Origin of the sequence: Nocardioides psychrotolerans (assembly GCF_900113685.1) — a bacterium.
GTDB lineage: Bacteria > Actinomycetota > Actinomycetes > Propionibacteriales > Nocardioidaceae > Nocardioides > Nocardioides psychrotolerans.
This window is the reverse complement of record NZ_FOQG01000021.1, coordinates 34,346-59,404: the sequence shown is the minus strand read 5'-3', so window position 1 is coordinate 59,404 and position 25,059 is coordinate 34,346. Positions and strand designations below refer to the sequence as shown.

The following is a 25,059-nucleotide window of genomic DNA, read 5'->3' as shown; positions in this document are numbered from 1 at the left end:
CCGCGATGCGCCGGGCCCGCCACACCGCGACCTTCCCGGCCACCACTTTGGCGTAGACCCTCGGCATGCGGTGGCGGATGACGAGGCAGTCCCGCAGGAAAGCCTTCCCACCCGCGGTCGACATCGCGTTCGCTGCTGCGAACGGTGCGGCGGCCGACCAGGCGATGGGCGGGATCCCGAACCACTGGACCTCATCAAGGTCACCGGTGGACGGGGCCCCGTCGCCCATCGGCTCACCGGTGACATAGGAAGCCCGGGGTGCCTTCCAGGACTGGTCGCCGGGGGTCTCGGGGTGGGCGTGGGCCCACGCGATCGCGAGGTGGAACATCCGCAACCCGGCGGCGTTCTCTGCAGCTTTGGCGGCGCAGATCTCAGCGATGAGGTCCGAAGGTGTGGGCGCGTTGTCGTCGACCTCGTGGGGGTCGATGATGGCGCCGGCTGTCATGCATCTAGTGTACTCGAAGAGACGTTCGGTTGACAAGCCGGATTCACAGGTCTCGTGTGATGTCTCAAGACATGGGTGACGGTTTTGCATCAGGACATCGGTGACAGTTGGCGTGTCAGAACTTCGGTGACGTTTCAGGTGTCTTGGGGCGTTGGCCGCGGGGTCTGCCGTTTCCGACGTACGTCACTCCTGGGTCGGGCCGGGTGTGCTCGATGAGGATCTCTCCTTCCAGGTCGGCGACGGTGGTCTTGTCACCGTCGGTGATGACCAGGACCTGCTGGAAGCCGTACTGTCCGCCGACCAGGTAGTGGACCTTGGCCAGCATGAAGGTGCCGGAGCTCGTCAGCTTCTTCATGTGGGTGCTCGCGGGCAGATCGGTTGGTACCGGTGCGGGGCGAAGACGTCTGGCGAGCGACTGGACGAACATGGGCTGCTCGGGCTTGGGGCGAGGAGCTTCGGCGTTCTGGGTGGCCTCCCACGCCACCTGAGGTGTGACGCGGCCGGGTAGCCCCTGGTGGGGGCGTTCGGTGTTGTAGATGCGGTCGAACGTGTCGCCTTGGGCCTGCAGTTCGGTCAGTGTGCTGGCGAGTGGTTGCTTGTCGAGGTAGCGGCCAACGTGCCAGGACAAATCGCGTCAAGCCGTCTGTCGTGTGGACCGGTATCGCAGGGCGACCGATCCCGACCGGAACTCACGGCGGTCCACGAGCTCGAGCTGGCTGCGCTCGCGCAGACCGGCGAGCAACGTCGGCCCGTGTCCGGCAAGGACCGGCTGCACCAGGAACTCGTACTCGTCTATCAGTCCCAGATCTGCCAACGCCAGGGGGAGCGTCACGCCACCCACCCACAGCCCCTCGCCTGGCTCCTCCTTGAGCCGCTGGACCGCATGCCCCAGGTCGCCTCGCACCAGCTCGGCGTTCCAGTCGACCCCGCTCAGCGTGCTCGACACGACGTGCTTCTTCGCCCGGTCGATCGCCTCGGCGAACGGGGTCTCCCACTCGTCCATCCAGTCCGGCCACGTGCCCGCGGCCGGCTTCCGCCACGCCGATTCCATCATCTCGTAGGTGACCCGCCCGAACAGCAGGGCATCGGCTCGCTCCATCTCAGCGGTCCATTAGCGCATCGACTCCTCGTCCGGGGGAGGCCTGCCTCGTGATGGCAGCAGCCGTCGATCGTGACGTTGATCGAGAATCGAAGAGGTCCCATCTCGTTGCTCTCCCTTGATGCGCGCCTCGCGTTCACCGGACCCTACTCAGAAGCAACGCGCCGACAGAGGATGAGAGACATGCCCGAGCTCCTCACCCCCACCACCGAGCGCCACGACGCCTGGCTCGCCTGCCACCGCGAGTGGGGACACGGCGTCCACGAGGACGGCTTCGCCATCAAGCCCGAGGACGACGTCGAGTCCGTGGAGGGCTTCGCCGCCTGGGTCGCCCGGCTGCACTCCCTGCCCGCCGCGCGGGCCTGGTGGATCGTCGAGGGCGACGAGGTCCAGGGCGGGATCGTCCTGCGCCACGTCACCAACGAGACGACCCTGCGACTGGGGCACGCGGGCTACGGCATCCGCCCGTCGGCCCGGGGCCGGGGCCTCGCCAGGTGGGCGCTCGGCCAGATCCGCCTCCACGCCCGGGCCGCGGGCCTGGACCGGCTGCTGCTCGTCTGCCTCGACGACAACGTCGGATCGATCACGACGATCGAGCGCAACGGCGGAATCCTCGAGGAGGTCGTGGACGACCCCCACGGCCGGCTGCGGCGCTACTGGATCGACGCCGACGACGACATCACCGAACTGTCACCGCCGCACACAGCTCACTGACCGTCCGGGTCCACACTGGGGATGGGTCGACCAGAAGTCGTGCGGCACGTCGGGCACGGTCGCAAAGGTCCCGGGGCGCACGGTCCGCGCCAGCTGAGCCATCGGCCAGCTCGGCCGGATGTCGTCGCCGGCGGCGACGAAGGCCATCGGCACCTCGCAGTCGGCGAGACCCCGCCACAGCGAGTCCCCCCGGATCCACTCGGTGAACGACGCACCCAGCGCCGCGTGCACCTCTGGCCCCCCCCCTCCTCCCGAGCGGCCGACCCCGCGCGGCTCGGGATACCAGGCGCGATGGCCGACGGGCGCGATCTTGTCCTGCTCCAGGTAGTGCACGCACCCCGGCCCTCCCGACAGCACCAGCACGTCCGGGCCGGCACCGGTGACACCCCCGTGCAACGAGGCACCGTCCACCTCGACGCGCATCGACTCCATGCCCGCGGACGCTAGCAACCGTGAGTCACACTGGGGTGATGAGGCGACTTCTCGGCGCCATGTTCCTGCTCCCGGCTCTCGCCGGCTGCAGCAGCAGTACGACGGAGCCCGGGGCCGCCCCGCCGCCCCCGGCCAGCAGCACGCCGGCACCGACCACGCCCAGCACATCGCCCACCCAGACGCCGACACCGACACCGACGCCCCAGCAGCGCGCCAGCCCCGACGACGTCGACGTCACGGTCGCGACCAGAGCCGTGCGCCACCTCGCCGGCACCATCGGCCCACGGCCCGGGACCAGCGCGGCGTACTTCGCGGCGGCCGACTGGGTGCAGCAGCAGCTCGAGGCCAGCGGCTGGGAGGTGAGACGCCAACACTTCGCCACCCCGGCCGGCGTCTCGTGGGGCATCCCCGTGGAAGCAGGGTCGAGCGTCAACCTGGTCGCCACCCGCGGCGACACCACGCCCGGTGAGCCGTGGCTCGCCGTCGGCGCCCACCTCGACACGGTGCCGCAGGCACCTGGGGCGGAGGACAACGCCTCAGGCGTGGGCGCGCTCCTCGCGACGGCCGCCGCCATCGCCGGGCGGCAGACGCGAATGCCGGTCGTCCTCGTCGCCTTCGGGTCCGAGGAGCCACGCGGGCCGAGCGACGACGACCACCACTACGGCTCACGCGCCTACGTCGCGTCCCTCACCCCGGCCGAGCGTCGCGGCCTGCGCGCCATGGTGTCGCTGGACCGGGTCGGCGTCGGTGACGTGATGCCGGTCGGCACGCCGGCCGAGCCCAACGCGCTCACCGACGAGATCGTCGCGGCTGCCCGTCGAGCGGGCGAGGCGACCGTGCTCGACACCTTCCAGCGCTCGAGCGACCACTGGTCCTTCGTGCGCGAAGGCATCCCCGGCGCCCGGCTCGGCAGCACGCCGTATCCCGGCTACCACGACGAGAGCGACATCCCCTCCGTCGTACGACGGTCCCAGCTCGAGGCGGCCGCCCGCATCGTCGTCGCCTGGCTCAGGTAGACGCCTCAGGACGAACGCGCCGACCGCCACAGGTCGAGCCCGATGTCGACGAGCCCGACGCGCGGCAGCCGCGCGACCTCGGCGAGAGGCCACCAACGGGCCTCGTCGGTGCTGCCGTCGATCTCCTGGGTGAGCTCGCCGCCCACGACGGAGGCCTCGAAGACCACCCGCACCGCCTTCATCGGCCGCTCGGTGTCGGCCAGGCGCCGCGAGACCGGGATCGTGTAGCTGTGCACGCCCAGCAGCCGACCGAGCCTGGCGGCGTACCCCGTCTCCTCGCGCACCTCGCGCACGGCACCGTCCTCGGCCGACTCCTCGAAGTCCACTCCGCCCCCGGGCAACGTCCACTTCTTCTCGTCGGCCTCGTTCCACAGCGCGAGCAGGACGTGGTCCTGGTCGTCGACGATGACGGCGTAGGCGGCCAGACGTGTGTCGTAGTCGGTGTACTCCATCGCCCCATCATGGAATAGACCACCGTGGCGACCCGCTATACCCCCATGACCGTTTCCACGATCACGCTCAACGACCACACGACCATCCCGCAGCTGGGCTTCGGCACCTACCAGGTCCCGCCCGCGGAGACCGCCGCCGCCGTGCGCACCGCACTGGAGATCGGCTACCGCCACATCGACACCGCGCAGATGTACCAGAACGAGGAGGGTGTCGGCGAGGCGCTGGCGTCCTCGGGCATCTCGCGCGACGAGCTCTACGTCACGACCAAGCTCAACAACGGCTTCCACGCCCCCGACGAGGTCCGGCGCAGCTTCGAGGAGTCCCTGGCCAAGCTCGGACTCGACCACGTCGACCTGTTCCTGATCCACTGGCCGCTGCCGACGAGGTACGACGGCGACTACGTCTCCACCTGGAAGGCGATGGCCGAGCTCACGCAGGACGGGCGCGCCCGCTCCGTCGGCGTCTCCAACTTCGAGCCGGCCCACCTCGACCGCATCGTCGCGGAGACCGGCGTGCTGCCGGCGGTCAACCAGATCGAGGTCCACCCCTACCTGACCAACGAGGCCGCCCGCGCCGCGTCGATCCGGCATGGCGTCGAGGTCGAGGCCTGGTCCCCGATCGCGCAGGGAGCGGTGCTCGACGACGAGGTGATCGGCAAGATCGCCGCCGGCCACGGCAAGACCGCCTCGCAGGTGACCTTGCGCTGGCACCTCGAGCGCGGCGACATCGTGTTCCCCAAGTCGGTGCGCGAGGAGCGGATGCGGGAGAACTTCGACGTCTTCGACTTCACCCTCACCGCCGACGAGGTCGCCGCCATCACCGCGCTCGACCGAGGCGAGGAGGGCCGCACCGGCCCGCACCCCGACACGTTCGACTTCATTCCCGGCTGAGCCCCTCGGCGAGGGCCGTCGCGCTCTCCTCGTCGAAGTCGCCCGCGATCTGCAGGCGGCCATCGGTGATCGGCGTCTGCACGGTGGGGGCGCTGATCACCGCACCGTCGACGACGAGCGCAATGCGGCCACTGATCGGGGCGAGCTCCGAGGTCAGGTCATCCAGCGCCTCGCTCGCCCCGGCCTCGAGGTCGACCGCCACGACCCACAGGTCCGACCCCTCGGGCTGACCGGCCTCGGCGTCCTCGATGCCACCGACGACGACGGCCGGACCGAGGCTGTACTTCGTGCCGGCAGCGTCGCAGGCGGCCCCCGGCTCGGCGGTGGGCACCGGCACCGGCGCGGCGGCGCAGTCGAGCGCGTCGAACTGCTGCTTGACCAGCGAGTCGGGCGCCGGCGCCTGGCTGGTGGCGATCACGGCCCGGACCTCCAGCGACGCACCGGGCTCCGCGGATGCTGTCGTCGCGGACGGCTCGGCCTCCGGCCCCGCGGCGGGCGACTCCTCCCCGCACCCGGCCAGCGTGGCGACGAGCAGGAACCCGAGGACCAGAGGTCGCAGTCTCATGCCTGCGAATCTCTCACGCCCCGAGGGTGCGCCCCCAGGTCTCGAGCAGGCGGGCGAGTCGCGCTCGCTCCAGGTCCCCGAGGGAGCCGACCAGCCGCTGCTCGTTGGCCATGTGCGCCTCGAAAGCCTCGTCGATGAGCTCCCGGCCCGCCAGCGTGAGGGCGACGACCCGCCCGCGACCGTCGAGGTCGCTCACCCGGCGGGTCACCCAGCCCTTCTCCAGGCACCGGTCCACCCGCTTGGTCACGGCTCCTGACGACACCATCGTCGAGGCGGCCAGCCCACCGGGCGTCAGCTCGAACGGCGTGCCGCTGCGGCGCAGGGTCGCCAGGACGTCGAACTCCCCCTCGCCCAGCCCGAACGAGCGGTAGACGACCGTGAGCTCCTCGTCGAGGTGCTGGGCCAGCCGGCTCAGCCGACCCACGATCCCTTGCGGCGAGACGTCGAGGTCGGGGCGCTGCTCTGCCCACTGAGCCATGATCCGGCCCACGTGATCCAGGTCGCGCTCCACCATCGGAATATATCCCACGTGGAAGCTATTCTTGTTTCCATGGAAACTATTTCGTGGCGCACCGCGGTGATCACCAGCGTCGCGCCGCTCGCATGGGGCTCGACATACATCGTCACGGAGCAGCTGCTGCCGCCCGACCGCCCGCTCTTCGCCGCTGCCGTGCGTGCGCTGCCGGCCGGTCTCCTGCTGCTGGCCTACCGTCGTCGGCTGCCGCAGAGCGATTGGTGGTGGCGCTCCGCCGTGCTCGGCATCCTCAACATCGGCCTGTTCTTCCCGCTCGTCTTCCTCGCCGCCTACGAGCTGCCCGGCGGGCTCGCCGCAACGCTCCAGGCGACCATGCCCCTCGCGGTCATGGCGGTCGCGTGGACCCTGCTCCGCGAGCGGCCGGGCACCGCGCGAGTCGCGGCCGCCCTGGTCGGCATCGTCGGTGTCGCACTGCTCGTCCTCCGCTCCCCCGGCCAGGTCTCGGAGCTCGGCCTGCTCGCGGCGTTCGGGTCGGTCGCGGTCACGGCGCTGGGCTTCGTGCTCCTCAAGCGTTGGGAACCGCCGGTCGACATGGTCACGCTGGTGTCCTGGCAGCTCGTGGCCGGAGGCCTCGTGCTGGCGCCGGTCGCCCTGCTGGTCGAGGGCGCCCCACCTGCGATCGACCTGCCTGCGGCCGCCGGCTTCCTGTGGCTCGGTGCGGTCGGCACGATCCTGGCCTACACCTGCTGGTTCCACGGCCTGACCAGGATGCCCGCCGGCGCGGTCTCCCTCATCGGCCTGCTGAACCCCGTGGTCGGCACCCTGCTGGGCGTGGCCGTCGCCGGGGAGCTCTTCGGCTGGACCCAGGCCCTCGGCCTGGCCCTGGTCCTCGGCGGCGTCCTCGCCGGGCAACCTGCCCTGGCAGCCGCCGTACGACGTCACCGGTCGGCCAGGCGCGGCGCCGCCGTCCCACCCGCCGTTCCCCGCGAGCTCAGCCGATCGTCACCTTGACCTCGTTGGAGATCTCGTCGTCGTCGGTGTCGACCACGCGGAAGCGGTTGGGGCCGGGCTTGCCGGTCTGGATGTAGGTCGTGAAGGTCTCGTTGGAAACCGTGGCGGTCACCGGGAAGTCGCCCCACGTGCCGTTCTCGAACTGCTGGACCTGGAGGATCGCGCCCTCACCACCGGGGTAGACCCCGGTCAGGTCGATGCGCTCCATCGCGCCGACCTCGGTCTGGCCTGCCTGCAGGGAGATCGACGACTCCGGCTCCTCCTCCGACGGCTCGTCGCTGGGGAACTGGGACACGGACCCCTCCGGGTTCGGCGCCAGGGTGAGCAGCGGCTCCGAGTCGGGGTTGGTCGGCTCCACCGGCGGCAGGAACATCGTCTCCTGCACGGTCGAGCCGGACGTCGCCTCGTCGGAGCCTCCGATGCCGAGCACGCGGCTGACGGCGAGCGCACCACCGCCGAGGATCAGCCCCACGGTCAGGGCGACGGCGACCAGCGCGACGACACCCGTCAGGACGGGGTGCCCCTCGCTGGGACGGTCGGTGTCTTCCTCGGCCACGTGCGGTCACTCCCTGGCTCGTCGTACGTCGGCCCTATTGTCGGCGACAGGACCAAGCAGACCAAACGCCAGGCCCGTGGAGAGGGGCGTCAGCGCGGCTCGAGGACCACGACCGGGATCTCCCGGTCGGTGCACTCCTGGTAGACCTCGAAGTCGGCGTAGAGCTCGACCAGGCGCGGCCAGAGCGCCGCACGCTCCTCGGGCGAGGCCGGGTGAGCCCGCACGGAGCGCTTCTCGGTGCGGATCTGGACGGTCGTGTCGGGCGAGGCGACCAGGTTGGGGTACCACTGCGGGTTCTGGGGCAGCCCGCCCTGGGAGGCGACGACCACGACGTTCGGGCCGTCGAGCAGGTAGAGCAGCGGCGTGCGGAACAGCGTCCCGGACTTGCGCCCCACGTGGTCGAGGAGCAGCGTCGGGACCGGCTTGCGGAAGCCCGCACCGATGCGCCACTTGCTCCCGATCCGCCCGCCGGTGAGCGTGAAGACCTTCACCTGGGCCCTCGCCATGTGCTTGATGACCTTGACGGTCGCCGGGCTCGCCAGCGCCTTCTTGCGCTTCGCCAGCTGCTCCGGTGTCATCGTCATCTCAGAGGCCACGCTTCCACACGACCTGCTCGTGCAGGTGCCGGCTGCGCCATCCGTCCACCGTGCGGACCAGTGTGTGGTGGTAGATCCCGCCCAGCTCGACGATCTTCTCCCCGCCCTTCCCGTCGTCCATGGGCATCGGGTTGTGGAAGTACGCCGAGCACGTCGCGGTGTCCGCACCGTCGGCGTCCCCCGGCTGCACCGCGATGTCGAGCTGCCCCAGGGTGTGCATCCGCTTGGGGAAGAACGCCGGCAGCATCTCGGCCAGCCACGGCTTGATCTCGGGGTACGACGCCGCGATGCCGCCCGACTCCGTGTAGTCGATCTGCGCGTCGGGGGTGAAGACGGTGTCCAGGACGTCCCACGCGCCGGTGTCGATGGCGCGCGTGTAGCGCGTCAGCACGTCGGAGATCTCGGCCCGGTCGCTCAGCATCTGGAGGTCCACGAGTGAACTCTGGCACAAAACTGGAACACGTTCTAGTGTGGAGCCATGCGATTCACCTACGCCGAGGCGATGACCCAGGCGCACTACTACGCACCCCTCGCACAAGCCGCCGAGGCCGCCGGCTACACGAGCATGACCGTGGCCGACAGCCTGATCTACCCCAAGGAGTCGGACTCCAAGTATCCCTACACCGACACCGGGGACCGCGCCTTCCTCGACGGCAAGGAGTTCATCGAGACGATGGTGCTCTGCGCGCACCTCTTCGCGCACACCACGACGCTGCGCCTCACGCCGTTCGTGCTCAAGCTGCCGGTGCGCCCGCCGGTCCTGGTCGCCAAGCAGGCCTCCTCGCTGGCCTTCTTGTCCGGCAACCGCCTCGGTCTCGGCGTCGGCCTCTCGCCGTGGCCCGAGGACTTCGCCAACCTGGGCGTCGACTGGGCAAAGCGCGGCAAGCGCATGGACGAGTGCATGGACATCCTGCGCGGGCTGACCATGGGTGAGTACTTCGCCTACGACGGTGACTTCTACCAGATCGACGAGCTCAAGCAGTGCCCCGGCGCGACCGAGAAGATCCCGCTCCTCGTGGGCGGCCACGCCGACGCCGCGCTGCGCCGGGCGGTCCTGAAGGGCGACGGGTGGATGCACGCCGGTGGCGACGGCGAGGAGCTCGACCGGCTCCTGACCCGCCTCGCCGAGATCCGGCGTGAGGAGGGAGTGGAGGGTGACGACTCCTTCGAGGTGCACGTCATCTCCTACGACGCCTACGACGTCGACGGGATCAAGCGCCTCGAGGACAAGGGCGTCACCGACTGCATCGTCGGCTTCCGCGTGCCCTACATCATGGGCCCGGACACCGAGCCGCTGGAGAAGAAGATCGACGCGATCGACAAGTACGCGCACAGCATCATCCACCGGGTCAACCGATGAGTTCCTCCGGCAGCCTCGGCCTCACCCAGGTCCTCCAGGACGCGATCGCCGAGGCGGAGGAGCTGGTCGCCAACGCACCGTTCATCCGCACCGAGGCCGACCGTCTCGAGGGCTACGACTACCTCTCGGGCCGCATCCGGATGGCGATGCAGATGGCCTTCGACCACGACCTCGACCGGCCGCTGCTCATCAACCCCACCCACCAGTTCTCCCGTCAGGGACTCGACAACCCCGACGCGATCTACTTCAACGCCTACCTCCGCGAAGGTGTCGAGTACGTCGTGCGCGGACGTCGCGGGTCCAGCGCGGACCTGTCGTTCCAGGTCATGGGCGGCGCCTACAGCGCCACCTCGGCCGCCACGTCGCTGATGGCCTTCGACGACCGCGAGCTCGACGTGGCCGACGACGGGACCTTCCAGTTCACCTACGTCGCCGAGCCCGGCGCCAAGACCCTCATCGTGCGCGAGGTCTTCAACGACTGGGACACCGAGGAGCGCGGGTTGCTGACCATCGAGCGCGCCGACACCCTCGGCAAGCCGGCCCGCGACCTCACCGAGGACCTGCTCCGCAAGAAGTACGAGGTCGCCGCGCGCAGCCTGGTCGGAAGCATCCATACGTGGTTCGCCTTCCCCCAGTTCTTCCAGTACAAGGAGCCGGTCAACACCCTGACCGTGCCGCAGTCGACGCCGGGCGGGCTCGCCTCGCAGCGCTCCTCGATCGGCCACTACGCGCTGGCCGAGGACGAGGCGATGATCGTCTCGGTGCCGCGGTGCGACGACTGCGCCTACCAGGCGATCCAGATCGGCTCGGACTGGTATGCCTCGACCGACTACGAGACCCACCAGACCTCGCTCACCAAGGCCCAGGCCGACACCGACCCCGACGGCGTCATGCGCTTCGTGGTCTCCGAGCGTCCCCCGGCCGACGGTGCCCCGATCGCCAACTGGCTCGAGACCACCGGCCACCGCACCGGCTCGATGATGCTGCGCTGGCAGCGCCTCGAGCGTGACCTCTCGGCCGCCGACGGCCCCACGATCCAGGTCGTCAAGGTCACCGACGTGCCCGACCTGCTTCCGCACCTCACCCCCCTCACCACCGAGGAGTACGCCGCGCGCATCGCCGCGCGTCAGCGCTCCGTTTCCCGAAGGATGATCAGTTGAGCCAGGACTCCCCCGCACTCGGACTCGCGGCCGCGCACGACACCTCGATCGAGGAGCGCTACACCCCGGTCCCCCTGCTCCAGGGCAAGGTGATCGTCATCTCGGGCATCGGCCCCGGTCTCGGCCGGTCGCTCGCCGAGGAGGCGGCCAAGATGGGCGCCGACCTGGTGATCGCGAGCCGCACCGAGTCCCGTCTCCTCGCGCTCCAGTCCGAGCTCGAGGGCCACGGCGGCAAGGTCGTCAGCGTGGTCACCGACGTGACCGACGAGGACTCGCGGGTCAACCTGCGCGACAAGACCCTCGAGGCCTTCGGTCGCGTCGACTGCGTGATCAACAACGCGTTCACCATCCCGCCGATGGACCCGATCACCCAGATCAGCCCGCGCAAGCTCGCGAAGGTCAACGAGACCAATGTCTTCGCCCCGCTGCGGCTCTCGGCCCTGTTCGCCGACGCGCTGTCGGAGAGCAAGGGCTCGATCATCATGCTCAACTCCTGCGTCGCGTTCTCGTCCCAGCCCGAGTTCGCCGGCTACAAGCTGTCCAAGGGGGCGCTCGAGCACCTCGCCTCGTCGCTCGCCACCGAGCTGGGTCCGCGCGGGATCCGCGTCAACAGCGTTGCACCGTCCTACATCTACGAGGACGTCAACCGCGGCTACTTCGACTTCCTGGCGGCCGTCGAGGAGAAGACCCACGAGGACGTCTACGCCGAGAAGGCCAAGCCGACCGACCTCAAGCGGCTCGCCTCCCCCGAGGAGGTCGCCCGCGCGGCGCTCTTCCTCGCCAGCGACCTGGCCTCCGCGGTCACCGGCCAGATGCTCACGGTCGACTGCGGCGAGTTCCACGACTGACATGAGTGACAACGTGATGGCGCGGACCCGGCCGGACGTCGGGTCCTACGACGACATCGTGGCCGCCGCCACGCGCACGACGGGCATGACCGACACCGGCGGCGACTCCCACGAGGACGGCCTGCGCACGCTGGTGGAGGACCTGTCCTCGCCGGAGGCCGGGCTGACCCCGCTGGGCAACTACTTCCAGCGCTCCGAGGTCAAGAGCGCGATCGTCGGTCGGCTGCTGACCCAGGCGAAGTTCAACGAGCGGCCCGAGCACGCCGACGTGAGGATCGAGCGACCGGTCTTCGTGATGGGGCTGCCGCGCACGGGCACCACCGCGCTGCACCGGCTGCTGCACGCCGACCCGGTCGCGCAGGGGCTGGAGATGTGGATCACCCAGTTCCCCCAGCCGCGACCCGCGCGAGACACCTGGGACAGCGACCCCATCTTCAACGCCATGCAGCAGGCGTTCTCCGCGCACCACGTGGAGTCCCCCGAGTTCATGGGGATCCACTACATGGATGCCACCTCGGTCGAGGAGTGCTGGCGGCTGCTGCGCCAGACCGGCAAGTCCAACTCGTATGAGTCGCTGGCCAACGTCCCGCGCTACACCGCCTGGCTCGCCCGCCAGGACTGGACCGACGCCTACGCGCGCCACAAGCAGAACCTCCAGCTGATCGGGCTCAACGATCCCGAGAAGCGCTGGGTGCTCAAGAACCCCTCCCACATGACCGCCCTCGACGCATTGATGACGGTCTATCCCGACGCCCTGGTCGTCTACACCCACCGCGACCCCGTGGTCTGCATCGCGTCGTCCTGCTCGCTGTCGGCGGAGACGACCGCCGGCCACTCCACGACGTACGTCGGTGACGTCATCGGCCAGACCCAGCTCGACCTGTGGTCGCGGTCCTTCCACGCCTTCCACGACGCGCGTCCGGCCTATGACCAGGCGCAGTTCGCCGACATCGCCTTCCGCAACCTCGTCTCGGAGCCGGTGGGGACGATGCGGGGCATCTACGAGCAGTTCGGCATGGACTGGACGCCCGAGGCGGAGGCCGCGATCACCGACATCGACCGGGAGTCCAAGTCGGGGTCCGCCAAGCCCTCGCACCGCTACGACCTCGCGGACTACGGCCTCACCGAGGCCCAGGTCCACACCGCCTTCGACCGATAGGACCCCCATGCACCCGAAACGCATCGTCGTCTGGGGCACCGGTGTCGTCGGCACCATGGTGATCGCCGAGATCATGAGGAGCCCGGCGTTCGAGCTCGTCGGGGTCGGGGTGAGCAACCCCGCCAAGGTCGGCCAGGACGCGGGCTCGCTCTGCGGCATCGACTCCACCGGGGTGACCGCGACGGACTCGGTGGACGAGCTCGTCGCCCTGCGACCGGACGCGCTGGTGCACTACGGCCCGACGGCGCAGCACGCCGACGACAACATCCGCGTGATGAGCGCGTTCCTCCGCGCCGGCATCGACGTCTGCTCGACCGCCATGACGCCGTGGGTGTGGCCGGGCATGAAGCAGAACCCTGCGGCCTGGATCGACCCGATCACCCAGGCGTGCGAGGAGGGCGACGCGTCGTGCTTCACCACCGGCATCGACCCCGGGTTCGCCAACGACCTGTTCCCGCTGACCCTGATGGGGCTGTGCGGGGAGGTCACGTCGGTGCGTGCCTCCGAGCTGCTCGACTACACCGACTACGAGGGTGACTACGAGGACGAGATGGGCATCGGCCGCCCGCCGGAGTTCACCGCGCTGCTGGAGATCCCCGACCTGCTGATCATGGCGTGGGGAGCGACCGTGCCGATGATCGCGCACGCGGTCGGCATCGAGCTCGACGACATCACCACCACCTGGGAGAAGTGGGTGACCCCCGCCGACCGGAGGACCGCGAAGGGCGTCATCGGGGCCGGCAACGTCGCTGCGATCCGCTTCACCATCAACGGGATCTACCAGGGCCGCGAGGTGATCTCGCTCGAGCACGTCAACCGGATCGGGCTGGACGCCGCGCCCGAGTGGCCGGCCGGGTCGCAGGACGACGTCTATCGTGTCGACATCACCGGCTCGCCCTCGATCAGCCAGGAGACGTCGTTCCGCTTCACCGACGGCTCGGGCCGCTCCCCCGCCGTCGCCGGCTGCCTGGCCACCGGCCTGCGGGCGCTGAACGCCGTGCCGGCCGTCAACGACCTGCCCGCCGGCTGGGTCACCGCGCTCGACCTGCCGCTCGTGCCGGGGGTGGGGACGATCCGCTGACCCTGGCGGACGACGAACGACGGGTCTTCGGGACCGCGGACCGCGCTGACCTGGCTCGGCGTGGGCTTCTGACTGGGTGTCCGCTCGGCGCGGATCGCGGCACGTCCGGACGGCACGGGCTCCTACGCCTTCTTCACCACGCTCGACTTGAGCTGCATCGCGCCGAAGCCGTCGACCTTGCAGTCGATGTCGTGGTCGCCGGCACCGTCGACGAGGCGGATGTTGCGGACCTTGGTGCCGATCTTGATCGAGGTCGGGCTGCCCTTGACCTTGAGGTCCTTCACGACCACCACGGTGTCGCCGTCGGCGAGCACGTTGCCGGCCGAGTCCTTGACGACGCGCGGGGCGTCGGCATCGCCCTCTTCTGCCGCGGCCTCGGCCGCGGCCTCGGCGGACCACTCGAAGGCGCACATCGAGCACACGGTGAGCCCGCCGAGCTCGTAGGTGTGCTCGCTGGAGCACTCCGGGCAGGACGGGGCGGGGGTCTCGGTCATGCGGCCACCCTAGGGCTGCCCGGGCGGCCCTCCACAGGGGCGGCCCGGCCTGGTTTGGGCGACCCCGCCGAGCGAGCAGCCTCCGGTCATGTTCACCATCAATCCCCGCGCCCTGCTGCGCGCGAGCCGCGAGCTCATCCGCCACGGCCTGGACGTCGACGACCGGCTCCAGGTCCCACTGCCCGACACCGGCCGCTCCGGCTGCGCCACCCAGGAGGGGCTCGAGCGGGTGCTCGCCGAGACCACGGCGGTGGCCGACGACCTGCGGCACCTCGGTGACGCGCTCGACGGCTTCGTCACCACCTCCCCCGGCGTCGACGGTGGGGTCCGCGGCGCCCTCGACCGGCTGCTCCCAGGAGCGACACCATGAGCCTGAGCACGTCGTTCGAGGGCGACCCGGAGTCCTGCTGGCGCACGGCGGAGCGGCTCGCGGGGCTCGCCCGGGCGCTCGAGGACGCCCGCGGTTTCGTGGCGGCCCAGGCCACCTCCTCGCCGGACGACTTCGACGGCTGGTCGGCCGACGCCTTCCGGCTCAGCGCCGGCCGGCTGCACGGGCAGACTCAGCGCTGCGAGACGGCGTGCCACGAGCTGGCGGTGGCGCTGACGGCGTTCGGGACGAGCCTCGACACGGTCCGGCTCGCGCTGCGTCGCACCCGCGAGCTGGCCCGGCAGCACCTGGTCGTCGAGGGCGAGGAGATCCTGCGACCCGGGCCCTATGCCGACGACGGGCAACGACGGACCTACGAGCTGGTCGAGCAGACGCTCGACCAGGCCCGCCGGTTCGAGCACCAGGCCCACCGGGACTGGCAGGCCGCTCTCGCCGAGCACGCCGGCACCGCGGCGGTCCCGGCCGCCGAGCTCCCGGGGTCGGCGGTCCCGACGGAGCCGACGGAGCCGGCAGGGTCAGCAGGGCCGGTGCGCCCTCACGTGCCTGCTGCCGACGCCCCGGTCAGGCCCCCCGTTCCTCCGGCCGGACCTGTGTTCCCTGCCGGCCCGGCCGTCGACGTGCCGGTCGGTGCGCCGGTCGGTGCGGCCGGTGCCGCCGGTGCCGCCGCTGCCGGGGTCCTGACGAGGCAGCCACGCCCGCCGCACGACCTCGACCTCGCGCTCGACCTCGCGCTCGAGGCGCCGGGCGAGGACGACTGGGCCCCGGCCACCCCCACGCCGCACGCCCTCCCGGTCCCGGTCCCGTGGGAGGTGCCCGATGGCCCGCGGTGACCTCGGCATCGTCGTCCCGCCCCGGTGGCGTCGCCGCTCCGACCCCGACCACGGGGTGCTGGTCAGCGCCCGCTCACCGGTCCTCCCCGACAGCGGCGTGCGCCCCGAGCTGGTGCTCGCGTGCGTCCGGGTCGACCAGGAGCTGGCCGGCTGGCGCGACGCAGCCATGCGCGAGCTGGCCGGGCGGCTCGACGACTTCGACGTGGAGGACGAGGACGCGTTCGACCTGATGGGCCACGACGTGGCCTACCGCCGCTTCGCCCACCGGCGGGGCGCGGCCGACATCGTCAGCGAGCAGTGGGCCTGGCTGCTCGGCACGCTCGGTTTCACCCTCACCTGCTCGGTCGCCCGTGAGGACTACTGGGACTGGTGCGACGTCTTCGAGGCGATTGCCGAGACGGTCGACCTCAGCGAGGTCGCGGCCTAGGAAGATCAGGCGTCACCACGTCGGCGCGCCGTGACTCGCACCGTCGCACCGTTGCGGGGCACGGAGGTGATGTTGCGGACCTTGGGGACATCGTCCCCGACCGCCTCGACGCCGTACGCCTGGAAGACCTCGCGCAGGACGGCCGCGCCCTCCATCAGGGAGAAGCCCGCACCGATGCAGCGCCGGGCGCCGCCGCCGAAGGGGATCCAGGTGTTGGTGGGCGGGTTGCCGTCGAGGAACCGCTCCGGCCGGAAGACCTCGGGGTCCGGGAAGGCCTCGCTGCGCTGGTGGCTGACGATGATCGAGGGCCCGACCGTCGTTCCGGCCGGGAGGTCATAGCCACCGATCGTGACCGGCTCGATCAGGGTGCGCACGACCATCGGGATGACCGGGTGCAGGCGCATCGACTCCTTGAGGACCGCATCGAGCCAGGCGTCGCCCTCGGGGGTCTCGTCGTCGGCCGCCTGCTGGGTCCGGGCCAGGAGCCCGGGGTCCCGGCCGATCTCGTAGAGCGTCCACGCCAACGCCGTCGCGGTGGTCTCGTGGCCGGCGAGGAGAAGGGTGACGAGCTGGTCGCGGAGCTCGGTGTCGTCGAGACCGTCGCCGTCCTCGGCTCCCGCCAGGATCAGCCGGGACAGTACGTCGGTCCGCTCTTCGAGGTCGGTGGCCTCGCGCCGCTCGCGGATCTCGGCATACATCAGCCGGTCCAGCTCGTACTGGTTGTCGACCGTGCGCTTCCACGGCCCCAGCTTCTGCAGCCGGGGATAGCCCCAGCCGAGCAGCACGACCGGCGAGACGTCGACCGTGGCGTTGACGCGGGGCCGGAGCGCCGCGAGGCGGGCCTCGTCGGTCACGCCGAAGACGACGCGGAGGATGACCTCGAGGGTCAGCGCGTTCATCCGGTCGAGCGAGCGCAGCTCGGAGCCGCTGTGCCACGTGGCGACCTCGGCGCGGGCCAGGTCGGTGACGAGGGTCTGGTACTCCCGCAGTGCGGCACCGTTGAAGGCCGGCATCAAGAGCTTGCGGGCGCGCTTGTGCTCCATCGAGTCCTGGAGCAGCAGCGAGTGCCGCCCCATGATCGGACCGAGGATCGCGTTGGCCTTCCCCGCGTGGAAGACCTCCGGGTCGCCGGCGAAGATCTCCTTGGTGTGCTCGGGGCGGGTGAAGAACACCAGTGGCCGCCCACCAGGCAGCAGTCGGACGGTGAACGCGTCGCCGTGGCGCCGGTGCAGCGCGGGGTGGAACCAGTGGCGGAAGCGCATCAGGCCGATGGTCTGGAGCAGCGCGGGCCACCGCGGCCCCGGAGGGAGGCCCTCGAGGTCGACCGGCGGGAGCGAGTCACCCCCGACGAAGCTCGTCCTGCGGAACCGCGTCGCGGTCAGCTCACTGACGTCGTCCAGGATGGCCATCGTCACATACTACGAGTACGTCAACTGCTGGGTGCCGAGGCGCGCCCCGCCGACCTCACGACGTAGACCGGGGCAGCCTTGCGCTCGTCGTCGGCGCAGGACTGGCGTCGCGGCTCGCCGCGGGTCTCCGCCACGACGACCTGCCACTGCTCGCCGTCGGCGCTCAGCAGGATCGTGTCGCCGTCGCGGCGCAGGGTCTCGACGTCGGCGAAGGCGAGCTCCCCGCGCAGGTGCAGCTCGGCGACCTGCTCGGCGCCGCTGCGACCGGCCCGGCCGCGGGTGAGCAGGGCGGGGACCAGCCCCGCCTCGACCTCCTCGCAGGCCTTCACGGCTGACGCCGCGTCGAGGCGGCCCAGGGCCAACCCCGAGGGCAGTGCGAGCAGGGTCCCGGAGAAGCGGTGCCCGCCGAGGTGGGTGGTCTCCCACGTGGCGTCCGGCCAGCGGGCGGCGAGCGCGGCAGCGACGGGTCGCCCGAGCTCGGCGCAGCAGACGTCGCGGCGACCGTTGGTGCAGACCAGCCACAGCGGTTCGTCGTACGGCGTGAGGGCGGAGGGGTCCCCAGCGTCGGCAACGAGGTCCATCGTCAGCAGCTCCCCGACGTCGGCGAGCACGGCGGAGCGCACCACTGCCCGCTGGCCCGACGACTGGGCCAGCGAGACGGTGAACACCCGGACCTGCGAGGTGGGGTCGGTCTCGCGCCCGTGACGGCGGATCAGCTGCACACGCACGCCGGCGAGCCCGAGCAGGTGCTCGCGCACCTCGTCGGGCAGGTTGCTCTCGGCGACCGCCTTGCGACCCCAGGAGCCGGAGTGCTCGACGAGCAGCCAGTCGGCCTCGGTCGGAGCCGTGCCGGCCAGCGGCTCGGCATCGGCGAGGCTGAGGGCCGCGCACCTGATGTCCACCCCGTTATTCGACCAGACGGCGCACTAGAGTCGATCGGGTGCCCCGACTGGTGATTCGCCCCCTGCTCGCGACCCTCGTCCTGCCGTTGGTCCTCGGGCTCTCCGGACCTGCGCTACCCACCGCCGGCGCCCGCGTCAGTGACCCTGCCCCCGCGGCCCCGGCCATGGCCGTGGAGGCCAGGGCCAAGCCCGACACGCTCTTCCCGCGCCAGGGCCACACCGGCTACGACGTGCGCCACTACGACGTAGGGCTGCGCTACGAGCCGGTGAGCAACCGCCTCGAGGCGTCGACCGCGATCCGGGCGGTGGCGAAGACGTCGCTGCGCTCCTTCCGGCTCGACTTCGTCGGCATGGCGATCGACTCGATCAAGGTCGACGGCAAGCCGGCGCGTTGGCGGCGCACCGCCGAGCACCTGGTCATCACCCCCCGCACGCCGCTGACGAAGGGCCGCTTCGTCACGACCGTGGCCTACTCCGGCACCCCGTCGGACTACACCGACGCCGACGGCTCCCAGGAGGGCTGGGTCCGCACGGTCGACGGCGCGGTCGCGCTCGGCGAGCCGGTCGGCACGATGACCTGGATCCCCTCCAACAACACCCCCGCCGACAAGGCGCGCTACACCTTCCGCATCGACGTGCCCAACACGGTGCAGGCCACGGCCAACGGCAACCTCGTCTCGCGGGAGCGGCGCGGTCTGCGCACCACCTGGACCTGGCAGGCGCGCGACCGGATGTCGACGTACCTCGCGATGGTGGCGATCGGCTCCTTCAACGTCTACCGCTCCTCGGTCGAGTCGATCAGCGGGCGCACGATCCCGCTGTGGAGCTTCGTCGACACGACCAACGACACCAGCACGGCTGCCCGTGCCCTGCTGCCGAAGGTGATGACCTTCCAGGAGAAGCTCTTCGGCGCCTACCCGATGACGTCGGGCGGGATGGTCGTCGACAACGCGGCCGTCGGCTACGCGCTGGAGACCCAGACGCGGCCGTTCTACCCGTTCTCCGTCGACGCGGCGACGCTGGTGCACGAGACCGCCCACCAGTGGTACGGCAACTCGGTCACCCTGCGCGACTGGCACGACATCTGGCTGGCCGAGGGCTTCGCGACGTACGCCGAGTGGCTCTGGGACGGCGCGCACGGCGGGACGTCACCGGCCGAGCACTTCGACGACCTCTACGCGACCCCGGCAGACGAGGGCCTGTGGCACCCCGCGCCGACGGAGTTCACCAGCTCCGCCGACCTGTTCGGCGAGCCGGTCTACAACCGGGGCGCGATGACCCTCCAGGTGCTGCGCGAGCGCATCGGCGACACCGACTTCTTCCGGTTCGTGAAGCGCTGGGCGACCCTGCACCGCCAGGCCAACGCCAGCACGTTGCAGCTCGTGACCCTCGCCGAGCAGGTCTCCGGCGAGCAGCTCGACGGACTCTTCGCCGACTGGCTCGAGCTGGACGGGCGGCCTGCGGGCTACTGAACGGCCCGACGCCCCGACGCCAGGGTCAGCCAGAGGCTCAGCGCGACGTAGTAGACGAGGTAGCCGACCGAGCCGGCGACGATCCACGTCTGCGGGTCGGGAAGCTGGGCGACAATCACCGCGTAGGCGACGAACCACAGCGCCGTCAGCACGAACGTGAGCTGCCACAGCGCCTCGGTGCGTGAGGGATAGACGTAGCGGATCGGCACGAAGACCAGGACCGTGCAGACCAGGATCGCGACCGCGGTGGCGGTGGTGCCCATGCCGGTGGCGATGACGTAGAAGGCCAGCACGTTCCAATAGCTCGGGAAGCCCAGGAAGAAGTGCTCGCCCTCGACGACCGGCTTGGCGTCCGTGCGGCAGAACTGCACGCACGAGGCCATCAGCGGCACCGCTGCGACGATCCCGCCGAAGGTGCCGTCAGGCAGGTAGCCGTTGGCCCACAGCAGCGCCATCGGCGCGAGCACGTAGGTCATGTAGTCGACGATGTTGTCGAGCAACGCGCCGTCGAAGCCGGGCACCAGCTCCTTGACCCGGAAGCGCCGCGCGAGCATCCCGTCGGTGCCGTCGACGACCATCGCGGCGAAGAACAGCCACAGCACGGTGTCGACGTCGCCGCGGTAGGAGTAGTGCACCATCAGCAGCGCCAGCACGGACCCGGTCGCGGTGTAGGTGTGCACGGCCGCGGCTGCGAGCCACTGGGCCCTGCTGTGGGGTGGGGTGTGCGGTGGTGGGGTGTGCGGTGGTGCGGGGGTGGCGGTCATGGGCGGCCTCCGAGCCAGGTCTGGGCGACGATCGGCGTGCCGGGGCGGTAGGCGAGGTGGACGTGGCTGGGGGCGTCGAGGACGACGAGGTCGGCGCGCTTGCCGGGAGCGAGGACGCCGACGTCGTCGCGCGCGAGGGCGGCCGCGCCGGTCACGGTGGCCGCGCGCAGCGCCTCGGCGGGGGTCATCCCCATCTCGCGGACGGCCAGGGCGATGCAGAACGGCATGGAGGAGGTGAAGCAGGAGCCCGGGTTGCAGTCGGTCGCGATCGCGACCCGGACGCCGGCGTCGAGGAGCGCCCGGGCATCGGGGTAGGGCTGGCGGGTGGAGAACTCCACGCCCGGCAGCAAGGTCGCGATGGTCCCCGAGTCGCTCAGGGCGCCCACGTCGGCGTCGCTCAGGTGGGTGCAGTGGTCGACGGCGTGCAGGCCCAGCTCCGCTGCGAGGCGTACGCCGGGCCCCGCGGTGAGCTGGTTGGCGTGCAGGCGGGGCAGCAGGCCGGCCGAGCGACCCGCCTCGAGGACCGTGCGGGCCTGGTCGCCGTCGAAGGCGCCTTCCTCGCAGAAGACGTCGATCCAGCGGGCGTGCGGTGCGGCGGCCTCAAGCATCGGGCCCGTGACCAGCGCGACGTAGTCCTCGACGGTGGTGCCCTCGGGCACGACGTGGGCGCCGAGGAAGGTCGTCTCCTCGGTGAACTGGCGCGCCACGGCCAGGCTGCGCGCCTCGTCGTGGACGCTGAGCCCGTAGCCGCTCTTGATCTCGACGGTCGTGGTGCCCTGGCGGCGCATCTCGGCCACGAGGCTCCCGACGCGAGCGGTGAGCTGCTCGTCGCTCGCCCCGCGGGTGGCGCTGACGGTGGTGCGGATGCCGCCGGCGGCGTAGGGCTGGCCCGCCATGCGGGCCGCGAACTCGTCGGCACGGTCGCCGGCGAAGACCAGGTGGCTGTGGCTGTCGACGAAGCCCGGCACGACAGCGCGGCCGGCGAGGTCGACCTGGGCGTCGGCGGCGGGGGCGTCGGCGAGGTGGCCGACCCACGCGACGTGGGCGCCCTCGATGACCAGCGCCGCCTGGCGCAGGACCTCGGCGCCGGCGGGGTCGTGGGTCGTGAGCTCGCCGATGTTGGTCAGCAGCGTGCTCGTCACCACTCTTCCCTCACCTGCCTCACGTGCCTCACACCCACAGCCTCTCGATCGCGACGGCGAGGTCGCGACCGACCTGCTCGCGATCACCCTGCTGGAAGACGACGCGTCCGTCGACCACGACATGCGTGATGTCGGCAGCGGTTGCGGCGAAGACGGCCGTCTGCGCGTCGGCGCCGGTGCCGGCGGTGCGCGGGCTGGCGGTGTCGAGGGTGACCAGGTCGGCCCGCTGGCCGACCGCGATCGCGCCGGCATCGTGGAAGCCCAGGCTGGCGTGGCCGTGGACGGTCGCCGCGTCCAGGAGCTCGTGGGCGGTCCAGTGACCGCGGCTGCGCGTGGCCAGCCGCTCGTCCATCTCGACCGCGCGCATCTCCTCGAAGAGGTCGATGACGGCGTGGCTGTCCGACCCGAGGGTCAGCGGGCTTCCCGCCTCGTACAGGTGCCGGCTGGGACCGACGCCGTCGCCGAGGTCGCGCTCGGTCGTGGGGCAGAAGCATGCGTAGGTGTGGGTGCTGCCGAGGTGGATCAGGTCGTCCTCCATCAGGTGCGTAGCGTGCACCGCGCTCGTCAGCGGCCCGAGCACCCCGTGGTCGGCGAGGAGCTGGGTCGGCGTGGCGCCGTAGGCGGCGATGCAGGCGTCGTTCTCGGCTGTCTGCTCCGAGAGGTGCACGTGCAGCGGACGACCGGTCGCAGCCTCCACGACGGTCGCGAGGTGCTCGTCGGGCACGGCGCGCACCGAGTGGATCGCGGCTCCGACCACCGTGGCGTCGTCAGGTCGGAGGGCGCTCATGCGCTGCGCCCATCGCTCGGCGTCGCCGTCGGAGTAGCGCCGCTGCACGCCCTGGACCGGCTCGCCGAACCCGCTGCTGAGGTAGCAGGTGTCGAGCAGCGCGATCCGGATCCCGGCATCGTGTGCCGCAGCGATGAGCGCGAGGCCCATCGCGTTCGGCTCGTCGTACGGCGTGCCGTCGGGCTGGTGGTGCAGGTAGTGGAACTCCCCCACGGTCGTGATCCCCGCGGCCACCATCTCGCGGAAGACCGCCCGCGCCAGCGCATAGTAGGTGTCGGGGTCCAGCGCCTCCGCCACCGCGTACATCTGCTCCCGCCACGTCCAGAACGTCCCCCGCTGCCGCTGGGTCCGCCCGCGCAGTGCCCGGTGGAACGCGTGGCTGTGGCCGTTGGCCAGGCCGGGGAGGGTGAGGCCGGGGAGGGTGCATGAGTCCCCGGATGTCCGGGGACTCTGTCGCTTGTCAGGGGTTGCAACACCCGACAAGTGCGCGACTCGCCCACGAAGCACCTCGGTGAACCGCCCGTCCTCGATCACGACCAGCACGTCGTCGTGGACCGCGCCGTCGACCCAGGCCCGCTCGAGGACGTACGACGAGCCGCTCACCGCGCTCATCGGCCGGCCAGCCGCTCGAGCGTGTCCGCGAGGGCGGAGACGCCCACCAGGCAGTCGGGGACCGTCGCCGACTCGGCCGGGGAGTGCGAGACGCCGGTCGGGTTGCGGACGAACAGCATCGCGGTGGGGATGCCCGCGGCCGAGAGGATGCCTGCGTCGTGGCCGGCCTGGGTGGGGATCACGGGCCAGTCACCGCCGGCGTGGTCGGCAGCGACCGCGGTGGCGAGCGACGCGTCGAAGGCCACGGACGCCGACACGGACTCCGCGGTGACGACCAGCGCCGTGCCGTCACGCCCGGCCCGCTCCGTGCCCTGGCGGGTCACGGCGCCCACCAGGTCGGCGAGCTCGGCGTCGGAGGCGCAGCGTGCGTCGAGCCACGCGGTCACCCGCGACGGCACGGCGTTGGTGCCGTTGGGCTCGACCTCGACGCGGCCGAAGGTCGCGCGCGACCCGGACAGCCGGGCCTGCTTGTTGGCTGCGAGCGCGGTCATGGCGAAGGTCAGCATCGGGTCGGCCCGGTCCTCCATGCGTGTGGTGCCGGCGTGGTTGGCCTCGCCGGTGACGTCGAAGCGGTAGCGCCCGTGCGGCCAGATCTCGCTCGCCACGCCGACCGCGGCCCCCCGGTCGACCAGGTCGCGCCCCTGCTCGACGTGCAGCTCCACGAAGGTCCCGACGCCCGAGAGGTCCAGCACCCCGCCACCCGGCCACCCGGCCCCGCCCGGCAGGTCCACCGACGCCAGCGCGTCCGCCAGGAACACCCCGTCCCGGTCGCGCAGCTCCTGCGCGTCGGACCACGACAGCCCGCCCGTCGCCAGCCGCGAGCCCAGGCAGGCCAGCCCGAAGCGGGAGCCTTCCTCCTCGGCGAAGACCGACACCCCGATCCGCCGCAGCGGCACGACCCCGCGCGACCTCAGCAGGTCGACCGCCGCGAGGGCGGAGACGACGCCCAGCGGTCCGTCGTAGGCCCCGCCGTCGAGCACCGAGTCGAGGTGCGATCCCGTCAGCACGGCACCGCCAGCGCCGGAAGAGGCAGCGCCGGACGCAGCAGCGCCAGGAGAGGCGGTGTCCCACCAGGCCACGACGTTGCCGACGCCGTCGGCCTCCACCACGAGCCCCCGCGCGATCGCCTGCTCGACGAACCACGCGCGCAGCTCGGTCTCGGCGCCGAGGAAGGGCTGACGGAAGTAGCCACCGGACGTCGACGATCGACCGATCGGGGCCAGGTCGGCCCACATCCGCTCGAAGTCGTCAGCCATGGGGCCCATACTGGGGCACGTGGAGTTCCAGGACGTCGTCAGGCGTCGCTTGATGGTCCGCCGCTACGCCGAGGGGCCCGTCGACCCGACGATCATCGACCGCGCGCTCGACAACGCGACCCGCGCCCCCAACGCCGGTTTCAGCCAGGGCTGGGCGTTCCTGCGCCTCGACCAGCCCCACGACGTACGACGTTTCTGGGCCGCCTCCACCGATGCCGCCAGCCTCGAGCGGCCCGGCGCCTGGCTCGCGGGGCTCATGACCGCGCCGGTCGTGATCGTGCCGTGCTCGAGCAAGGCGGCGTACCTCGACCGCTATGCCGAGCCGGACAAGGGCTGGAGCGACCGCGACGAGACCCGCTGGGCCAAGCCGTTCTGGCACATGGACGCCGCGATGGCCTCGCTGCTGATCCTGCAGACCGTCACCGACGCGGGGCTCGGCGCCTGCTTCTTCGGCGTCCACGCCGCCCACGAGCCGCGGCTGCGCGAGGAGTTCGGCATCCCCGACGACCACGACCCGGTCGGCGTCATCACGATCGGGCACCGCGTCGCCGAGGAGCCCGACGCGACCAGCGGGTCGCCGACCCGACGCGCCCGGACGCCGTGGCGCGACGTGGTGCACCACGGCCACTGGGGTGGCCACTGGGGAGGCCACGAGGGCGAGACGGGTCACTAACCTAGTCCACCGGTCCGCGTCGCCGCGGTCAACGACCCCCAGG

The 25,059-nt window shown here is 71.3% G+C and carries 30 protein-coding genes and 1 pseudogene; 14 read left to right on the top strand and 17 right to left on the bottom strand.

Features of this window, described 5'->3' with window-relative positions; translation table 11 throughout:
* From BM204_RS19500 to BM204_RS19490, 3 genes and pseudogenes are all read right to left on the bottom strand, one after another.
* Positions 1-445, bottom strand: a pseudogene (locus BM204_RS19500) (hypothetical protein); the annotation flags it as partial.
* A 115-nt stretch (positions 446-560) separates the two neighbouring features.
* Positions 561-800, bottom strand: coding sequence for a hypothetical protein (locus tag BM204_RS22375; RefSeq protein WP_143099846.1), 240 nt, complete (start codon positions 798-800; stop codon positions 561-563).
* 279 nt (positions 801-1,079) lie between these two features.
* Positions 1,080-1,544: a dihydrofolate reductase family protein gene (locus BM204_RS19490; protein ID WP_218031324.1), complete on the bottom strand. Its 465-nt coding sequence runs from the start codon at positions 1,542-1,544 to the stop codon at positions 1,080-1,082.
* A gap of 183 nt (positions 1,545-1,727) precedes the next feature.
* On the opposite strand from BM204_RS19490, the gene BM204_RS19485 reads away from it, so the two are divergent.
* Positions 1,728-2,258, top strand: a complete 531-nt coding sequence (locus BM204_RS19485) for a GNAT family N-acetyltransferase (RefSeq protein WP_091116908.1) — start codon at positions 1,728-1,730, stop codon at positions 2,256-2,258.
* Here BM204_RS19485 and BM204_RS19480 read toward each other — a convergent pair.
* The gene (locus BM204_RS19480) at positions 2,235-2,690 is read right to left on the bottom strand and encodes an alpha/beta fold hydrolase (RefSeq protein WP_218031323.1); all 456 of its coding nucleotides are present in this window, start codon (positions 2,688-2,690) and stop codon (positions 2,235-2,237) included. The two genes, BM204_RS19485 and BM204_RS19480, sit on opposite strands and share 24 nt — an antisense overlap.
* 38 nt (positions 2,691-2,728) lie before the next feature.
* Between BM204_RS19480 and BM204_RS19470 the strand changes: the two genes are divergently transcribed.
* Entirely contained in the window at positions 2,729-3,706 is a 978-nt protein-coding gene (locus BM204_RS19470; RefSeq protein WP_143099845.1) for a M28 family peptidase, read from the top strand.
* A 5-nt stretch (positions 3,707-3,711) separates the two neighbouring features.
* On the opposite strand, the gene BM204_RS19465 is transcribed toward BM204_RS19470, so the two are convergent.
* Positions 3,712-4,158: an NUDIX hydrolase gene (locus tag BM204_RS19465; RefSeq protein WP_091116902.1), complete on the bottom strand. Its 447-nt coding sequence runs from the start codon at positions 4,156-4,158 to the stop codon at positions 3,712-3,714.
* A gap of 45 nt (positions 4,159-4,203) precedes the next feature.
* On the opposite strand from BM204_RS19465, the gene BM204_RS19460 reads away from it, so the two are divergent.
* On the top strand, positions 4,204-5,049 hold the full coding sequence (locus tag BM204_RS19460; protein WP_091116900.1) for an aldo/keto reductase: 846 nt from the start codon (positions 4,204-4,206) through the stop codon (positions 5,047-5,049).
* Here the strand turns inward: BM204_RS19460 and BM204_RS19455 are convergent.
* Both BM204_RS19455 and BM204_RS19450 read right to left on the bottom strand, forming a co-directional pair.
* Entirely contained in the window at positions 5,036-5,614 is a 579-nt protein-coding gene (locus BM204_RS19455; protein ID WP_091116897.1) for a SecDF P1 head subdomain-containing protein, read from the bottom strand. The two genes, BM204_RS19460 and BM204_RS19455, sit on opposite strands and share 14 nt — an antisense overlap.
* Positions 5,615-5,627: 13 nt before the next feature.
* Positions 5,628-6,128, bottom strand: a complete 501-nt coding sequence (locus BM204_RS19450; protein WP_170259263.1) for a MarR family winged helix-turn-helix transcriptional regulator — start codon at positions 6,126-6,128, stop codon at positions 5,628-5,630.
* A gap of 36 nt (positions 6,129-6,164) precedes the next feature.
* On the opposite strand from BM204_RS19450, the gene BM204_RS19445 reads away from it, so the two are divergent.
* Positions 6,165-7,100: an EamA family transporter gene (locus BM204_RS19445; RefSeq protein WP_091116896.1), complete on the top strand. Its 936-nt coding sequence runs from the start codon at positions 6,165-6,167 to the stop codon at positions 7,098-7,100.
* On the opposite strand, the gene BM204_RS19440 is transcribed toward BM204_RS19445, so the two are convergent.
* From BM204_RS19440 to BM204_RS19430, 3 genes are all read right to left on the bottom strand, one after another.
* Positions 7,081-7,656 carry a hypothetical protein gene (locus BM204_RS19440; RefSeq protein ID WP_091116894.1) on the bottom strand — a complete coding sequence of 192 codons (576 nt, stop codon included), beginning with the start codon at positions 7,654-7,656 and terminating at the stop codon, positions 7,081-7,083. The two genes, BM204_RS19445 and BM204_RS19440, sit on opposite strands and share 20 nt — an antisense overlap.
* An 89-nt stretch (positions 7,657-7,745) precedes the next feature.
* Entirely contained in the window at positions 7,746-8,252 is a 507-nt protein-coding gene (locus tag BM204_RS19435; protein ID WP_246166469.1) for a nitroreductase family deazaflavin-dependent oxidoreductase, read from the bottom strand.
* Positions 8,242-8,685, bottom strand: coding sequence for a nuclear transport factor 2 family protein (locus BM204_RS19430; protein WP_091116892.1), 444 nt, complete (start codon positions 8,683-8,685; stop codon positions 8,242-8,244). The genes BM204_RS19435 and BM204_RS19430 overlap by 11 nt, the downstream gene beginning before the upstream one ends.
* A 45-nt stretch (positions 8,686-8,730) precedes the next feature.
* Here BM204_RS19430 and BM204_RS19425 point away from each other — a divergent pair, with 45 nt between their 5' ends.
* The 5 genes from BM204_RS19425 to BM204_RS19405 are packed head-to-tail and all read left to right on the top strand — an operon-like array spanning position 8,731 to position 13,860.
* On the top strand, positions 8,731-9,612 hold the full coding sequence (locus BM204_RS19425) for a TIGR03619 family F420-dependent LLM class oxidoreductase (RefSeq protein WP_091116890.1): 882 nt from the start codon (positions 8,731-8,733) through the stop codon (positions 9,610-9,612).
* Positions 9,609-10,772, top strand: a complete 1,164-nt coding sequence (locus tag BM204_RS19420; RefSeq protein ID WP_091116887.1) for a hypothetical protein — start codon at positions 9,609-9,611, stop codon at positions 10,770-10,772. Before BM204_RS19425 ends, BM204_RS19420 begins: the two co-directional genes overlap by 4 nt.
* A complete protein-coding gene (locus tag BM204_RS19415) occupies positions 10,769-11,620 on the top strand; it encodes an SDR family oxidoreductase (RefSeq protein WP_246166467.1) in 852 nt (283 codons plus the stop codon). The genes BM204_RS19420 and BM204_RS19415 overlap by 4 nt, the downstream gene beginning before the upstream one ends.
* Before the next feature lies 1 nt (position 11,621).
* Positions 11,622-12,779 (top strand): sulfotransferase family protein, encoded by a 1,158-nt coding sequence (locus tag BM204_RS19410; RefSeq protein ID WP_091116885.1) that lies wholly within the window; start codon positions 11,622-11,624, stop codon positions 12,777-12,779.
* Positions 12,780-12,786: 7 nt separating this feature from the next.
* A complete protein-coding gene (locus BM204_RS19405) occupies positions 12,787-13,860 on the top strand; it encodes an NAD(P)H-dependent amine dehydrogenase family protein (RefSeq protein WP_091116883.1) in 1,074 nt (357 codons plus the stop codon).
* A 122-nt stretch (positions 13,861-13,982) separates the two neighbouring features.
* Here BM204_RS19405 and BM204_RS19400 read toward each other — a convergent pair whose 3' ends face one another.
* Positions 13,983-14,354, bottom strand: coding sequence for a zinc ribbon domain-containing protein YjdM (locus BM204_RS19400; protein ID WP_091116881.1), 372 nt, complete (start codon positions 14,352-14,354; stop codon positions 13,983-13,985).
* Positions 14,355-14,442: 88 nt separating this feature from the next.
* On the opposite strand from BM204_RS19400, the gene BM204_RS19395 reads away from it, so the two are divergent.
* From BM204_RS19395 to BM204_RS19385, 3 genes are read left to right on the top strand one after another with little or no spacing between them, the layout of a single operon-like run.
* Entirely contained in the window at positions 14,443-14,724 is a 282-nt protein-coding gene (locus BM204_RS19395; protein ID WP_091116879.1) for a hypothetical protein, read from the top strand.
* On the top strand, positions 14,721-15,572 hold the full coding sequence (locus BM204_RS19390; protein WP_091116877.1) for a hypothetical protein: 852 nt from the start codon (positions 14,721-14,723) through the stop codon (positions 15,570-15,572). The genes BM204_RS19395 and BM204_RS19390 overlap by 4 nt, the downstream gene beginning before the upstream one ends.
* Positions 15,559-15,999, top strand: coding sequence for a hypothetical protein (locus BM204_RS19385; RefSeq protein WP_091116875.1), 441 nt, complete (start codon positions 15,559-15,561; stop codon positions 15,997-15,999). Before BM204_RS19390 ends, BM204_RS19385 begins: the two co-directional genes overlap by 14 nt.
* Before the next feature lie 5 nt (positions 16,000-16,004).
* Here the strand turns inward: BM204_RS19385 and BM204_RS19380 are convergent, their stop codons facing one another.
* Together BM204_RS19380 and BM204_RS19375 are read right to left on the bottom strand one after the other, a co-directional pair.
* Positions 16,005-17,408 carry a cytochrome P450 gene (locus tag BM204_RS19380; RefSeq protein ID WP_091116914.1) on the bottom strand — a complete coding sequence of 468 codons (1,404 nt, stop codon included), beginning with the start codon at positions 17,406-17,408 and terminating at the stop codon, positions 16,005-16,007.
* A gap of 20 nt (positions 17,409-17,428) precedes the next feature.
* The gene (locus BM204_RS19375; protein WP_091116873.1) at positions 17,429-18,310 is read right to left on the bottom strand and encodes a ferredoxin family protein; all 882 of its coding nucleotides are present in this window, start codon (positions 18,308-18,310) and stop codon (positions 17,429-17,431) included.
* 38 nt (positions 18,311-18,348) lie between these two features.
* Here BM204_RS19375 and BM204_RS19370 point away from each other — a divergent pair, with 38 nt between their 5' ends.
* Positions 18,349-19,782, top strand: coding sequence for a M1 family metallopeptidase (locus tag BM204_RS19370; RefSeq protein ID WP_091116870.1), 1,434 nt, complete (start codon positions 18,349-18,351; stop codon positions 19,780-19,782).
* On the opposite strand, the gene BM204_RS19365 is transcribed toward BM204_RS19370, so the two are convergent.
* Genes BM204_RS19365 through BM204_RS19350 form a run of 4 tightly spaced genes read right to left on the bottom strand, consistent with a single transcriptional unit; the run spans position 19,776 to position 24,343 of the window.
* A complete protein-coding gene (locus BM204_RS19365; RefSeq protein ID WP_091116865.1) occupies positions 19,776-20,546 on the bottom strand; it encodes a CDP-alcohol phosphatidyltransferase family protein in 771 nt (256 codons plus the stop codon). The genes BM204_RS19370 and BM204_RS19365 overlap by 7 nt on opposite strands.
* The gene (gene hutI / locus BM204_RS19360) at positions 20,543-21,688 is read right to left on the bottom strand and encodes an imidazolonepropionase (RefSeq protein WP_246166465.1); all 1,146 of its coding nucleotides are present in this window, start codon (positions 21,686-21,688) and stop codon (positions 20,543-20,545) included. The genes BM204_RS19365 and hutI overlap by 4 nt, the downstream gene beginning before the upstream one ends.
* Before the next feature lie 28 nt (positions 21,689-21,716).
* Positions 21,717-23,087, bottom strand: coding sequence for a formimidoylglutamate deiminase (locus tag BM204_RS19355; RefSeq protein ID WP_091116912.1), 1,371 nt, complete (start codon positions 23,085-23,087; stop codon positions 21,717-21,719).
* Positions 23,084-24,343 (bottom strand): allantoate amidohydrolase, encoded by a 1,260-nt coding sequence (locus tag BM204_RS19350; RefSeq protein WP_091116859.1) that lies wholly within the window; start codon positions 24,341-24,343, stop codon positions 23,084-23,086. The genes BM204_RS19355 and BM204_RS19350 overlap by 4 nt, the downstream gene beginning before the upstream one ends.
* 19 nt (positions 24,344-24,362) lie before the next feature.
* On the opposite strand from BM204_RS19350, the gene BM204_RS19345 reads away from it, so the two are divergent.
* Complete coding sequence (locus BM204_RS19345; protein WP_091116856.1) at positions 24,363-25,016, top strand: nitroreductase family protein; 654 nt, start codon at positions 24,363-24,365, stop codon at positions 25,014-25,016.
* Positions 25,017-25,059 lie beyond the last annotated feature (43 nt).

What these genes read in the sequence shown, in the direction of transcription:
- BM204_RS22375 (WP_143099846.1), bottom strand. Translation starts at nt 800, where the DNA reads ATGAAGAAGCTGACGAGCTCCGGCACCTTCATGCTGGCCAAGGTCCAC.
- BM204_RS19490 (WP_218031324.1), bottom strand. Translation starts at nt 1,544, where the DNA reads ATGGAGCGAGCCGATGCCCTGCTGTTCGGGCGGGTCACCTACGAGATG.
- BM204_RS19485 (WP_091116908.1), top strand. Translation starts at nt 1,728, where the DNA reads ATGCCCGAGCTCCTCACCCCCACCACCGAGCGCCACGACGCCTGGCTC.
- BM204_RS19480 (WP_218031323.1), bottom strand. Translation starts at nt 2,690, where the DNA reads ATGGAGTCGATGCGCGTCGAGGTGGACGGTGCCTCGTTGCACGGGGGT.
- BM204_RS19470 (WP_143099845.1), top strand. Translation starts at nt 2,729, where the DNA reads ATGAGGCGACTTCTCGGCGCCATGTTCCTGCTCCCGGCTCTCGCCGGC.
- BM204_RS19465 (WP_091116902.1), bottom strand. Translation starts at nt 4,158, where the DNA reads ATGGAGTACACCGACTACGACACACGTCTGGCCGCCTACGCCGTCATC.
- BM204_RS19460 (WP_091116900.1), top strand. Translation starts at nt 4,204, where the DNA reads ATGACCGTTTCCACGATCACGCTCAACGACCACACGACCATCCCGCAG.
- BM204_RS19455 (WP_091116897.1), bottom strand. Translation starts at nt 5,614, where the DNA reads ATGAGACTGCGACCTCTGGTCCTCGGGTTCCTGCTCGTCGCCACGCTG.
- BM204_RS19450 (WP_170259263.1), bottom strand. Translation starts at nt 6,128, where the DNA reads ATGGTGGAGCGCGACCTGGATCACGTGGGCCGGATCATGGCTCAGTGG.
- BM204_RS19445 (WP_091116896.1), top strand. Translation starts at nt 6,165, where the DNA reads ATGGAAACTATTTCGTGGCGCACCGCGGTGATCACCAGCGTCGCGCCG.
- BM204_RS19425 (WP_091116890.1), top strand. Translation starts at nt 8,731, where the DNA reads ATGCGATTCACCTACGCCGAGGCGATGACCCAGGCGCACTACTACGCA.
- BM204_RS19420 (WP_091116887.1), top strand. Translation starts at nt 9,609, where the DNA reads ATGAGTTCCTCCGGCAGCCTCGGCCTCACCCAGGTCCTCCAGGACGCG.
- BM204_RS19410 (WP_091116885.1), top strand. Translation starts at nt 11,622, where the DNA reads ATGAGTGACAACGTGATGGCGCGGACCCGGCCGGACGTCGGGTCCTAC.
- BM204_RS19405 (WP_091116883.1), top strand. Translation starts at nt 12,787, where the DNA reads ATGCACCCGAAACGCATCGTCGTCTGGGGCACCGGTGTCGTCGGCACC.
- BM204_RS19400 (WP_091116881.1), bottom strand. Translation starts at nt 14,354, where the DNA reads ATGACCGAGACCCCCGCCCCGTCCTGCCCGGAGTGCTCCAGCGAGCAC.
- BM204_RS19395 (WP_091116879.1), top strand. Translation starts at nt 14,443, where the DNA reads ATGTTCACCATCAATCCCCGCGCCCTGCTGCGCGCGAGCCGCGAGCTC.
- BM204_RS19390 (WP_091116877.1), top strand. Translation starts at nt 14,721, where the DNA reads ATGAGCCTGAGCACGTCGTTCGAGGGCGACCCGGAGTCCTGCTGGCGC.
- BM204_RS19385 (WP_091116875.1), top strand. Translation starts at nt 15,559, where the DNA reads ATGGCCCGCGGTGACCTCGGCATCGTCGTCCCGCCCCGGTGGCGTCGC.
- BM204_RS19380 (WP_091116914.1), bottom strand. Translation starts at nt 17,408, where the DNA reads ATGGCCATCCTGGACGACGTCAGTGAGCTGACCGCGACGCGGTTCCGC.
- BM204_RS19365 (WP_091116865.1), bottom strand. Translation starts at nt 20,546, where the DNA reads ATGACCGCCACCCCCGCACCACCGCACACCCCACCACCGCACACCCCA.
- BM204_RS19355 (WP_091116912.1), bottom strand. Translation starts at nt 23,087, where the DNA reads ATGAGCGCGGTGAGCGGCTCGTCGTACGTCCTCGAGCGGGCCTGGGTC.
- BM204_RS19350 (WP_091116859.1), bottom strand. Translation starts at nt 24,343, where the DNA reads ATGGCTGACGACTTCGAGCGGATGTGGGCCGACCTGGCCCCGATCGGT.